Origin of the sequence: Haloarcula marismortui ATCC 43049, assembly GCF_000011085.1 — an archaeon.
Lineage (GTDB): Archaea > Halobacteriota > Halobacteria > Halobacteriales > Haloarculaceae > Haloarcula > Haloarcula marismortui.
The window spans coordinates 1,034,369-1,046,404 of the sequence record NC_006396.1 but is presented as its reverse complement, the minus strand read 5'-3'; the positions used below and the strand labels follow the sequence as shown (position 1 = coordinate 1,046,404).

At 61.8% G+C, this 12,036-nt stretch carries 12 protein-coding genes; 8 read left to right on the top strand and 4 right to left on the bottom strand.

The window, feature by feature from the left end:
- The first annotated feature begins 25 nt into the window (after positions 1 to 25).
- Positions 26 to 1,336 (top strand): GTPase HflX, encoded by a 1,311-nt coding sequence (gene hflX / locus RR_RS09195; protein ID WP_007190114.1) that lies wholly within the window; start codon positions 26 to 28, stop codon positions 1,334 to 1,336.
- Positions 1,337 to 1,343: 7 nt separating this feature from the next.
- Here hflX and RR_RS09190 read toward each other — a convergent pair whose 3' ends face one another.
- From RR_RS09190 to RR_RS09180, 3 genes are read right to left on the bottom strand one after another with little or no spacing between them, the layout of a single operon-like run.
- Complete coding sequence (locus tag RR_RS09190) at positions 1,344 to 2,786, bottom strand: bifunctional ADP-dependent NAD(P)H-hydrate dehydratase/NAD(P)H-hydrate epimerase (protein WP_011223476.1); 1,443 nt, start codon at positions 2,784 to 2,786, stop codon at positions 1,344 to 1,346.
- Between the two features lie 46 nt (positions 2,787 to 2,832).
- On the bottom strand, positions 2,833 to 3,156 hold the full coding sequence (locus RR_RS09185; RefSeq protein WP_079890980.1) for an acylphosphatase: 324 nt from the start codon (positions 3,154 to 3,156) through the stop codon (positions 2,833 to 2,835).
- Positions 3,157 to 3,161: 5 nt separating this feature from the next.
- Positions 3,162 to 4,070, bottom strand: a complete 909-nt coding sequence (locus tag RR_RS09180) for a DNA-3-methyladenine glycosylase family protein (RefSeq protein ID WP_007190117.1) — start codon at positions 4,068 to 4,070, stop codon at positions 3,162 to 3,164.
- A 250-nt stretch (positions 4,071 to 4,320) separates the two neighbouring features.
- Between RR_RS09180 and RR_RS09175 the strand changes: the two genes are divergently transcribed.
- Positions 4,321 to 4,794: a DUF555 domain-containing protein gene (locus RR_RS09175; protein WP_004960839.1), complete on the top strand. Its 474-nt coding sequence runs from the start codon at positions 4,321 to 4,323 to the stop codon at positions 4,792 to 4,794.
- A 136-nt stretch (positions 4,795 to 4,930) separates the two neighbouring features.
- Here RR_RS09175 and RR_RS09170 read toward each other — a convergent pair whose 3' ends face one another.
- Positions 4,931 to 5,167 carry a UPF0058 family protein gene (locus RR_RS09170; RefSeq protein WP_004592453.1) on the bottom strand — a complete coding sequence of 79 codons (237 nt, stop codon included), beginning with the start codon at positions 5,165 to 5,167 and terminating at the stop codon, positions 4,931 to 4,933.
- Between the two features lie 555 nt (positions 5,168 to 5,722).
- On the opposite strand from RR_RS09170, the gene RR_RS09165 reads away from it, so the two are divergent.
- The 6 genes from RR_RS09165 (at position 5,723) to RR_RS09140 (ending at position 11,983) form a co-directional block, all read left to right on the top strand.
- Positions 5,723 to 6,361: an alpha/beta hydrolase gene (locus tag RR_RS09165; RefSeq protein WP_007190118.1), complete on the top strand. Its 639-nt coding sequence runs from the start codon at positions 5,723 to 5,725 to the stop codon at positions 6,359 to 6,361.
- A 96-nt stretch (positions 6,362 to 6,457) separates the two neighbouring features.
- Positions 6,458 to 7,573, top strand: a complete 1,116-nt coding sequence (locus tag RR_RS09160; protein WP_011223474.1) for a DUF3179 domain-containing protein — start codon at positions 6,458 to 6,460, stop codon at positions 7,571 to 7,573.
- Positions 7,563 to 8,177, top strand: coding sequence for a hypothetical protein (locus tag RR_RS09155; protein WP_011223473.1), 615 nt, complete (start codon positions 7,563 to 7,565; stop codon positions 8,175 to 8,177). Before RR_RS09160 ends, RR_RS09155 begins: the two co-directional genes overlap by 11 nt.
- A 121-nt stretch (positions 8,178 to 8,298) precedes the next feature.
- Positions 8,299 to 9,483: a vWA domain-containing protein gene (locus RR_RS09150; protein ID WP_007190121.1), complete on the top strand. Its 1,185-nt coding sequence runs from the start codon at positions 8,299 to 8,301 to the stop codon at positions 9,481 to 9,483.
- A gap of 56 nt (positions 9,484 to 9,539) precedes the next feature.
- Positions 9,540 to 10,778 carry a serine/threonine protein kinase gene (locus RR_RS09145; RefSeq protein ID WP_011223472.1) on the top strand — a complete coding sequence of 413 codons (1,239 nt, stop codon included), beginning with the start codon at positions 9,540 to 9,542 and terminating at the stop codon, positions 10,776 to 10,778.
- Positions 10,775 to 11,983, top strand: a complete 1,209-nt coding sequence (locus RR_RS09140) for a PP2C family protein-serine/threonine phosphatase (protein WP_011223471.1) — start codon at positions 10,775 to 10,777, stop codon at positions 11,981 to 11,983. The genes RR_RS09145 and RR_RS09140 overlap by 4 nt, the downstream gene beginning before the upstream one ends.
- Positions 11,984 to 12,036: the final 53 nt, after the last annotated feature.

The following is a 12,036-nucleotide window of genomic DNA, read 5'->3' as shown; positions in this document are numbered from 1 at the left end:
ATCGGACGCCGTATCTCCATAACGAGTGACGGCGACACACACCACGAAACGAGCGGTTATCGCGAAGCGCGTCGACAGTGGCACCGCCGACACGACGGAAATCCGGGACCTTGCCCGGGCGGCCGGGTACGACGTTGTCGGCGAAGTGACACAGACCAGAACGGAGGACCCGGCGTACCACCTCGGCGAGGGGAAGGTAACGCGACTGAGCAACGCGGTCGCCCGCGAAGGGGCCGCTGTCGTCATCTTCGACAATCAGCTCGGCCCGTACCAGACGTACAACATCGGGAACGAACTCCCAGAGCGGGTGCGCGTCATCGACCGCTTCCGGCTCATCCTCGAAATCTTCGGCCAGCGAGCCCGGACGCGGAAAGCCCAGCTTCAGGTCGAACTCGCGGAGCTTCGCTACGAACTCCCGCGTGCCGAAGCCAAGGCCAGCCTGGCCAAACGCGACGAGCGGCCGGGGTTCATGGGGCTCGGCGAGTACGACGAGTCCCGCGAAGAGGACATCAAAAAGCAGATCTCCAACATCCGGGACGAACTGGAATCCATCGAGGAGACCGAGCGCCATCGGCGGGAACAGCGCCGGGAGTCCGGCTTCGACCTCGTTGCACTTGCCGGCTACACTAACGCCGGAAAGTCGACGCTCCTGCGCCGCCTCGCCGACGACCTCGACGTCGACGAGAACGACGACCTCCACCCCGACCTCGACACGACGGCCGAGAGCGAGGACCGTCTGTTCACAACGCTCGGGACAACCACTCGCCGCGCCGAGGTCGGCAAACGCGAGGTACTGGTCACCGATACGGTAGGGTTCATTCAAGACCTCCCACACTGGCTCGTCGAATCGTTCAAGTCGACGCTGGGGTCGGTGTACCACGCCGACCTCGTCTTGCTCGTCGTCGATGTCTCCGAGTCGGTCGAGGAAATCCGGGAGAAACTGGTGACGAGCCACGACACGCTGTACGAGCGCAACGAAGCCCCCATCGTCACGGTCCTCAACAAGACCGACATGGTCGACGACGAGGAGGTCCGTCGCAAGCGAGACGCGCTCTCGTCGCTAGCCCCGAACCCTGTCGCCGTCAGCGCCGAGCAGGGGCTCAACATCGACGACCTGGCTGAGCGAATCGACCACGAACTGCCGGACTACGAACGGGAGCGGCTCGTGCTCCCGATGACCGACGACACGATGAGTCTCGTCTCGTGGATTCACGACCACGCCAGCGTCGAAACGGTCGATTATGGCGACCAAGTTGTCATCGAGTTCGAAGCGCGGCCGGCCATCATCGAGCAGTCCCGGGCGAAAGCGGGGGACTTGGTCGGTGCGTCGGCCTGACTACGCCCTACGGCTCTGCGTCTCGCTGCCACAGAACGCTCGGTATCTCGTCTAGCAGGTCCGTCGCGACCAGCCCGTAGCCGCGGTCGTCGACGACGCGGTCGCCGACGCTGCCGACAGTATAGGCGGCAATAGCGGCCGCGTCAAGTGGGTCCTGCACGGAGGCGAGTGCGCCCGTCACGCCCGCGAGCACGTCACCGGTTCCGCCGACTGTCATCCCCGGATTGCCCGTCCGACCGACGCGGGTCCGCTCACCGTTGGAGACGATGTCGTACGGGCCTTTGACAAGCAGTGTCTGGCCGACCTCCGCTGCGAAGGACTCCACGAGGTCCGCTCGCTCCCGCCAGTCTTCGGCTGTCTCCCCACCCATACCGAGCAGTTCGCCTTGGTGGGGCGTGCAGACGAGGTCCGCGTCCGTTTCGATGTCCGGGACCACTGACAGGGCGTCAGCGTCGACGACGGCCGTCCCCGCAAATCCGGACAGCAGGTCCGCGACAGCATCCAGCGTCGCGTCGGCGTTCCCGAGCCCCGGCCCGACAATCAAGGTATCGTGGTCCGCCGCCAGCTCGGCGAGGCGGTCGACGTGGTGCGGCGCGAGGTGGTCCCCGTCGAACGGCCGCATGATGAGGTTCTCGCTGTAGGACTGGATTTCGCGCGCGACGACGGCCGGGCAGGCGACCCGGACGAGGTCGGCCCCGCTTCTGAGGGCGGCCTGGGCCGTGAGCGCCGGCGCACCGGTGTACGGGCCGCCACCGACGACTAGCACCTCGCCGTTGTCGCCCTTGTGGCTCGCTGGGTCCCGTTCGAGGCGGGTGAGGTCGCCCCGCTCGATGAACAACTCCGCAGTGTCGGGGATGCCGATGTCGGCGACGGTGACCGGGACGTCGAGGTCCGGAAGGCCGGGCTTGGTGTCGTGAAACGTGACGACGTGGTCGGCGTCGACGGCGTTCTCGGCCAGCCGCCCCGTTTCGGCGTCGAGGCCCGACGGGACGTCCACAGAGAGGACGGTCGCGTCGCTCTCGTTCATCGCCGTGGCGGCCGTTGCCTCCGGTTCCCGGAGGGCACCGGCGATTCCCGTTCCTAGCATCGCGTCGACGACGATGTCAGGGCTCCCAAGGTCGAAGGCCGAGGAATCTTTGACTGGTTCCGTCGGATACTCGGCGTGCTGGAGCGCATCCCAGTTCTCCCTGGCAATCGTCGTCGAGATGGCGTCCGGGCGGCCCAACAAAAGGACGCGGAGGTCGTACTCGTCGAGAAAGCGGGCGGTGACGAGCGCGTCTCCGCCGTTGTTCCCTCGACCAGCGACGATGGTGACTTGGTCGCCGGGGTCAGCGAGGGTACGGACCGCCCGTGCGACAGCGTGCCCGGATGACTCCATCAACTGTTTGCGCGGGACGCCGAGCGCCGCGGCGTTCTCATCGACGACACCCATTTCGGAGCCGGTGAGCATACCCGCGGGTTCGCCCGCCAGTGAAGTAACTCTACGGGACGGCGCCTTACCAGCGGACTTCGAAGCCGTCGACACCCTCCGGGTCCTCGTACTCGACTTCGACGTCGGTCACGTTCGCGCGTTCGCTCCCCTCGTGACAGAACTCGACCATCGCTTCTACGTCGGCGTCGGGGCCTTCGAACACCGCTTCGACGCGGCCATCGTCGAGGTTACGGACCCATCCGTTGACTCCCTGATCCTGTGCGCGCTCCCGCGTGGTCGCTCTGTAATAGACGCCCTGAACACGACCGGAGACGAACACGTGTGCTCGCGTGTGAGCCATATCCGAGGACTTGCCGGCGGCCTTCGTTATACTGTCGCCTTCCGCCACGCGTGTCAGTCCTCGTTGCTGCCCGTTCGGAGGTAATGAAACAGATACGTTTGCGTGTAGCCGGCGTACTCACCACCCAGTGCGCCCCGGATGGCCCGCGACGTGTCGGCGTAGTTCCCCCGCTCACATTCTGGATAATACTCCTCGATTGTCGTCCGGATCCAGGTGTCTAGCGGGACCGCTTCGAGGTAGTCAAGCGAGAACAGCAACACGCAATCTGCGACCTTATCGCCGACGCCGACAAAGCGGGTGAGCGATTCTCTGGCGTCCTCGTAGTCGAGGCCGACGGCTTCTTCGGGGTCGGCCTCGCCGCCTGCGACCATCTCCGCAGTGCGCTGGACGTACGGCGCACGATAGCCCAGCCCGAGGTCCCGGAGTCGTTCTTCTGTCGTTTCGGCCAGCGCCGATGGCGTCGGATAGGCACTGTACGTTCGCCCGCCGAACTCGACCTCCTCGCCGAATGCGTCACGGAGTGCCTGCTGCATACTGTGGATTCTGGCGACACGCATCTGGGCCGAACAGATGAACGAGATGAGGGACCCAAACGGAGGGTCCTGAACCAGTCGCATCCCCCAGAACGTCTCATAGGCCGACTGGACCACGTCGTCGTCCGGTGCTGTCGAGCGAATTGCAGCGAGGTCGTCGTCAAGCCGAAGGAGTCGCCTGAGGTCCGCTTCGGCGTCGACTGTCGATTCCCATTCGAGCATTCCATCTTGCTGTCGGACGCGGATGACCTCCGGTGACCCATCGCGGCGGACTGTTGTCCAGTACCATGCGTCCCCACCAGTTGCCCCATCGCGCTGATACATTTTGCCGTCATCGCGGTCCCAGAGGTAGGACTGCCCGCTCTCGACAGTTGCCTGCAAATCGATACCGCCTGCCAGCGACCCGACATCGATGACGCCCTGTTCCATTGTCTACGTGTACGGACCCGGAGGTAATGGCGTTACGAGTTCCACTCGCACTGGCGTTGCACGTGTACCAGCAGTTCAGGAACTGCAGTTGTCTTACCTGTCACTGGTTTTGTCGTAGTGACGTTTTGGCGTGCTCGTGTGTGTCCCGCTCGATTGGGCGCTCCGTCTCTCTGACACCCAATATCCGTCGCGTGTGGTACACTCTGGTTCAGGGCTAACCTTCATTATATTGGGAAACAAACATACTGGCATGAATTGCCGAGTTGTTGTCGAGGCCGCAGTCCCAGTGTACGACGTGGCATCTGCGGACGAGGCAGTTCGTATCGCCATCTCGAAAACAGGGGAGATGCTGAACCCTGACCTCAACTACGTCGAGATCAACATGGGGGATCGGCACTGTCCACACTGCGGTGAGACACTGGAACCCGCGTTTCTCGCAGCTGATGAGAGTCTCGTCGCACTCGAACTGGAGATGACCGTGTTCAACGTCGAACGAGACGAACATGCCGCCCGAATTGCACGCAAGGAGATCGGGCAACGGCTCGAGAATATCCCGCTCGACGTGCTCGAAATCGAGGAGATTCCAGAGGAGTCCGACGAGACGACAGAAGACGAGTCCTCGTCCGCAGAGTCGGAAGCTGACGCCGATGACCCGCCGTCGGACCAATCCGCGGACGAATCGGACGACGTGTTACCCGAGTTCGAGGAATTAATCGACGAGTAGCCAGGCTACCGAGCAGCAAGGGCATATCTAACTATACGCTCGACGTATAGAAATTCTAATATAAGTCTAAGAGCTGTTATACGGTCACTAATGGCATTGCTTGGCGGGAGAACTGCGTAGAAACTACTGAGAACCGTTAGTCCGCGGCGGCAGAAACAGGCTCTTTAGTCTCGTCGGCCATCTCGGAGGCAATACCGTCAGCAATCGCAAAGACAGCGGCTTTGTGGTCTGTTTTCGACTTGTGAATCGATGTCGGCTTGACGCCCAGTTCCTCGTATTCGTCGTGGTCCACTTCTGTCCCGGATTCGGCTTCGTAGTGGTTCTGTACCTGTGCAAGCAGGCCGTGAAGGTGGATGAGCTCCTGCTTTTTCATAGTCAACCCAAGGTAACAACTCGAAGGTTATAGTACTACTCTGATGAAGGTTAACACACGTCTCTGCTAGTACTACGTAATAGTTTATGAATAATTCTCGCCACGAAGTATATTTTGAGTATTTTACACTAAATTTTACCATTTCTCCAAAGTTGTAGGCGTGTGCTAGCAAAGCACGCTTTTCGGCGATGGACCACAACGAGCTGAACACTGCCGTCGCAAACTCACCGCGGGTGTCTGCGACTGGCACTCAGGGTTATGGACTGTCTACGCCTACTATCGGTATGGATTAGGCGGCGCTTCCATCGGACACCGAGATTGGCCGGGTAGGCCTAACTGTTGCTGACTTACTATCGCCCGTCGATTTTGAACTCCGCCTGCGAACCCGTACACGGGACATTTCGACCGATTGACTGATGTGCCAAGTCAAGTGTCTTCGCGCGCTATCTGGGATATGCACACGATACGACGGCTGGCTTCGGCAGGTGGACGAACGGAAGCAGAGACTGACTGTGTGGGCGTGATAGGACCCAGCCGACGACCGGGAGGGGAGCAATGAGCGACCCGCATCAGAGCCAGCAGCTCGTGACTGCGGGAACCGCGCTGTCGGAGGCGAGCGCGGCAGCGGTGCTGGTCCACGGTCGGGGCGCGACGGCTCGGAGCATCGTCCAGATGGGGGCGGAATTCCAGCAGGACGGGCTGGCTCTTCTTGCACCTCAGGCCGCGCGAAACACCTGGTATCCCAACTCGTTCCTCTCGCCGGTCGAGCAGAATGAACCCGGACGGTCATCGGGGCTGCAGGCTATCGAAGACGCCGTCACGAAGGCAGCAGAAGCCGGGATTCCGACTGATCACGTGCTCATCTTGGGCTTTTCACAGGGAGCCTGTCTTGCGAGCGAGTTCGTGGCTCGCAACCCACAGCGCTACGGCGGTCTCGTGGCCCTCAGCGGCGGTCTCATCGGTGAGTCTATCGACGAAAGCGAGTACGAGGGCGACATCGAGGAGACGCCGGTGTTTCTGGGCTGTAGCAATGTCGACCCACACATTCCCGAAGAACGCGTACACGTCACAGCCTCGGTCTTCGAGCGTCTGAACGGGGACGTGGAGGAACGCATCTACGAGGGGATGGGCCACGGCGTGAACGAAGATGAACTGGCGTACGTCTCGTCGCTGACCGCTGGCCTCGTCAATTAGGCGGTCCGGTCACCGGGATCCGCTCGATGAGCGGCCGAACAGGAAGTTACCGGCACCTCACCGCGAGGTTTTGTGGTTGGAAAACTCACACGTAACATGAGGATTTCCCGCCGACGATTTCTTGCGACAGTTGGGGCCGGTGTGACGCTCGGCGGCGCAGGCTGTGTTGGGGATGAGGGTGCTACCGCTGGAGGTGGTTCGGAACCCGACTCCAGCACTGGAACCAGCACGGCGTCGATGGCAACTGATCGGAACGACGGCTCAGAACCACCCACAACTGATAGCCGCCTGCATTTGGACTACGAGATCGGGACACTCGAAGAGAATATCGTCAGCGGTGGTGTTCCCAAAGACGGGATTCCAGCCATCGACGACCCGACGTTTGCGGATACGCCCCCGGACGGATTAGCCCCGGACGACCCGGTGTTCGGCGTGGTCCGCAACGGGGAGGCGAAAGCCTACCCGCAGTACATTCTCGTTCACCACGAGATCGTGAACGACACCATCGCCGGCGACCCCGTCGCCGTGACGTACTGTCCGCTGACGGGCACCGCACAGGGGTTCGAGCGTGGTCCAGTGGAGTTCGGCGTCTCAGGGCGGCTTGTGAACTCGAATTTGACGATGTACGACCGGGGCACTGACAGCTGGTGGCCACAGATGCTGGCGACAGCGATTACGGGCCCATTAACTGGCGAGTCGCTGCGGGAGTTCCGGGTCATCTGGACGACATGGAGCCGCTGGTCCAGCGCGTACCCGGAGACACGCATCCTCACCGAAGACACCGGCTTCTCGCGGCGCTACGGTGTCGACCCGTACGGCCAGTACAACGAGAAGCGCGGCTATTATTCGAGCACCCGGACACTGTTCGAACCCCTGCACAGCGACAGTCGCGCTCACCCGAAGGCTGTCGTCATCGGGACCCGGACTGAAACCGGGGGACTCGCGTTCGACAAGGAAACACTGCTGCGTCAGCGCGTGCTGACCGGCCGTATCGACGACACACCGTACGTCGCGGTCGCCGATACCAACCTCGCCAGCGGGTACGTGTACGCGAACCCAGAATCGATGTCAGTTGCAGCGTCGGACGACGGCTACATGATCGACGGGACGGCATATGATGCCGATTCGCTCCCGCTGGACCGCACGCTGTCTTTCGACGCGATGTGGTTCGCCTGGGCCGGCTTCTATCCGGAGAGTGGGTATGTCAACTGACAGCCCGACCGACGGGGCAGGTGCAGCTGCCAGCGTCCAACGCTTGTTTCGGAACACTGTAGTTGCGGTCAGCGGGGCGCTCAGCCGCCGTGACGGACGGGTGTCTCTGAGTGTGTCCGGACTGGCGTACTTCCTGCTGTATCTCGCTGGCCTCAGACATCTCGGCTTCGGCCCGTCCGGATACGAGGTGTCTGTCGTCAGTAACCCGCTTGTCCGTGCGTTCCGGCAGGTTGGCCCGTTCCAGTGGGAACCGATCGCACTGGTGGTCGTCGGCCCGGTCGAACTGCTCGTCGCGCCGCTGAATATGCTTCTCGGGGCAGTTCTGGCAGCGCTGGTCGGACTCAACCTCGCTGTCTCCATCGTCGCGTGGCGCGGCCCATCGGCCTGCCGTCTCGGCCCGGGTGCAGGGGCTATGTCGGGACTACCAGGACTGCTTTCCGGGTTTGCCTGCTGTGGCCCCACTATCCTGCTCGTTGTCGGTATTCAGGCAAGCGCTGGGCTTCTCTCGCTGTTCCAGTGGCTCCTCCCCCTCACTGTCGTGGCACTACTCGGAACCCTTCTCTGGGTCGGGAGTCGAGTCGAGACGGCGCAACAGGTAGCGTAGATAGTACCTACTACTGGGGGGAAAATAGTAGCAACAGGCTACCGGCTCAGATAGTGGGTGGACCTTTTTTCCCTCGATTTGAGGGAAACATATAACTACTCCGTACGACCCATCTACCAGTATGACCGCTACTGTCGTGAGCGAGGTCAACCGACCCTACGTGCCGACGGGCGGGGCGAAACTGACTGCTGAAATCGAAGTCGAGCCCGGACGGCTGGAGGAACCACCCACGCGACAGATTGCCCTCTGTATCGACGCCAGTGGGTCGATGGCCGGTAACGACATCGAGCAGGCACGTGCCGGCGCTGAGTGGGTGTTCGGACTCCTCGACGAGGACGACTACGTCTCGATCATCGCCTTCGACAACGAGGTTACGACAGTACTTGCGCCGACGCGGTGGGGCACTATTTCGCGCGAAACGGCAGTAGACGCGGTCGCTGACATCTCTGCTGGCGGGGGCACTGATATGTACAGCGGCCTGCTGGAAGCGAAGGCGTCCCTGCAGGATTTACCGACCGACGACAACACGGCCCGGCGGGTCCTGCTCCTCTCTGACGGGAAGGACAACTCCCACGACCCGGAAGCGTTCGGGACGCTAGCTCGCGAAATCGACACTGAGGGTATCAGAATCAAGGCGGCCGGCATCGGGAGCGACTACCGCGAGGAGACGATCCGGACGCTCGGGACCGTTGCCCGCGGCGAATGGACACATCTGGATGCTGCCGGTGACATCGAGTCGTTCTTCGGCGACGCAGTCGAGGAGGCCGGGACCGTTGTCGCTCCCGACGCTCGTCTCGAACTCGACGTGGCTGACGGCGTTGAGGTGAGCGAGGTGTACCGCTCACTCCCACAGACGCAGTCCGTGAACCCCGACTGGGAGGACAACACGGCCGTCGTGCCGCTGCCCGACCTGCTTGACCGGGAGACCCAGCGGGTCGTGCTAAAGATACACGCTCCGGCTAACGACCCGCAAGACGCTGTGTCCCTGGCGGATGTCACACTGCACGCCGGCGGCGAGACGACGCGGGAATCAATCACCGTCGACTACACCGACGACGAGTCGAAACTGGCAGAACACAACGAACAGGTCGATGTGGACCACCGGCAGACCGTTATCAAGACGGAACTCGGCAAGGGCAACGTCGCCGAAGCCCAGACACAACTGGAGCGGATGACGCGCATCCACGGCGAGGACACCGAGGCCGTCCAGACAGCAGAGCGAGAGACGCGTATCGTGATGGAAGGCGGGCGCAAGGAGCAAAACAGGGCGACGAAAATTGTCACTGACGAGGGCATCCAGAAGTGACTGTCCCAATCTGCGGTGTCGGCAAGGCCGCTACTGGCCGGAGAAACGGGTAATTAATGACTTGGGAACCTGAGAGCGGTGATGTCATCGCCGGCCAGTACAAACTTGCGGAATTCCTCGGCAAAGGAGGGTTCGCAAAGGCGTTCCGCGCTAAAGACACCGAGACTGGCGAGTCTGTCGCCGTTAAATACCCCAACTACACCGAATCCCAGAACGACCCCGACATCATCGAGGAGTATTTTAAAAAGGAGGTCGGCTCGCTGGAACGTATCCGCCGGGCCGGCGGCCACGAGAACGTGATGGACTACTACGACCAGGTCACAGAGCGTGACGTTCCATTTCTGGTCGTCCAGCTAATTGTCGACGGGATCGAGCTCGACGAAGTCATCGACCAGCACGGCCCGATCGACGACAGCGAGCAGGTCCGCCAGATCGGTATCGACCTCTGTGACGCGATGGGGTTTCTTCACGAAAACGAGATCGTCTACCGGGACCTGAAACCCGAGAACGTGATGCTCACGCCCGATATCACGCCCACGCTGATCGACTTTAATACGGCGACGGGGTTCGATGCGACGGAGGACCCGTCCTCCGGGAACACCGGGACAACGATTCTGGGGCCGTTCAAGCCCCGGGAAGTCGCTGAAGCCAGCCGAACCGACGTTCGGCAGGGCCCCTGGTCGGACGTGTACTCGATCGGAAAAATCCTCCTGTTCCTGCTCAAAGGGAGCGTTCCGAAAAAGGACGGCGTGAACCCGCAGGCGTTTGGGGCCGACTGCGACGATTATCTGGCTGAAATTGTCGAGCGGGCCACGCAGTCACACTACCGCGACCGATACCGGAACGCGACCGTCCTCAAAGAGGTCCTCGAACGACGAGATCCAACGCCGCCCGCGACGGCGTCGGTGACGTACATTCAGGCGAACAGGCAGTTCACTGTCGAACCGGGCGACACTATCGGGCGACAGGGCGCAAGCGGCCCCCCGGCATCGATAACAATCGAAGACCCACAGGGAGAGTACATCTCCTCGGTGCAGGTACAGTTCGATATCGAGGACGGCGAGTGGTCTCTCCACGACCGGAGTCTCAACGGGACGTTCGTCCAGAAAGGGGCTGGTTGGCAGCGGGTCCTCTCTGAACCCGGACGTAACCGCCTGCGCTCTGAGGGCGAGGACCCGACCGACAGACACGGTGATGTGCCCCCCGAGTCAGTGACACTGACTGACGGCGATCTGGTGTCGCTGGTTCATCCGACCTACGGGGTCACGTTCGAGTTCCATCCGGAGGAGTCATGAGATACAGCACGAACTACGACATCGGCGACAGGAAGCGAGGACAGGGCATCAACGAGGACAGCGTCTCGCTGACGGTGTTCGAGGAGGGCCATCGGGACGGCTACCGCGGGCAAGACAGACCCCAGTCGCAGGACCCAGCCACAGCAGACGACAGCGAGACGGCGGATGCGACAGACGAGACAGCCGGTACTGAGACGGCGGCGTATACGGCTGCCGACACGGACGGTGCTGACATTGACGACGCGGATACGTCCGAAACCGATGGCAGCGGACAACCGATGAACCGCTCGGCCGGCGTGTTCGTTGTCGCTGACGGGGCCGGCGGGCACGACGCCGGCGACATCGCGTCGTACATCACGACGACTATCGTGGCCGAACACCTTGCTCCTGTGGCGATCCGAACGGCCCGGAGCTATCCCGGTGACTTCGATGTCGATGTGGCCCGTGATGTCCTGCCGGACCCGCCCGGTGAACGGGAACTCGAAACTGCCGTGGCGGAGGCGATTACGGCGGCCCATCGCGAGATTATCAGGTACGCAAACGAGACCGGGACACAGTCCTACACGACAGTTGTCGCGGGGATCTACGCCGACGGCAAACTCCATTACGGCTGGGTCGGTGATAGCCGAGCCTACGTCGTCAACAGTGCCCGTGAGACGATTTCGCCGTTGACCAGAGACCACGCCGTAGTTCAGGAATGGGTTGACAGCGACGAAATCGACCCTGTGGAGGCGCACGTCCACCCCAACGGGAACGAAATCACACGCGCGCTGGGCGGGTCCGGCTACGAGGACCCTGACGAGGCGACTGTCGGGGTGGACACGCGAACGGTCCGGCTGTACGAAGAAGACACGGTGCTGGCGACCAGCGACGGACTCATCGATGCACAGACCGATGCGCCGGAACTGTACGAAGAGTACGTCGATTCGGACCACGCCGAGTCGGTGGCCGAGCGTATCCGCGACGAGGTCGTCACCGACGAGGAAATCCGTGACGTGGTCCTTGGTGCATCGTCCCTCGATGCGGCGAGTCGAGAGTTCGTATCACTGGCAAACGACCGCGGCGGGAAAGACAACATCTCCGTGCTCCTGTTTGCTGACAGTGCGCTCCCGAAAACACCGGAAAGCGGTGGGATGCCAGTTCGAGATATCGATCCGGACCTCGATATTTCCGAACGTGACACAGTGATTATGACAGACGAATAGAGAGAAAGTTTCGTGGGACAAGTATTTTATTTCTCGACTTTGTAGGACCTAAC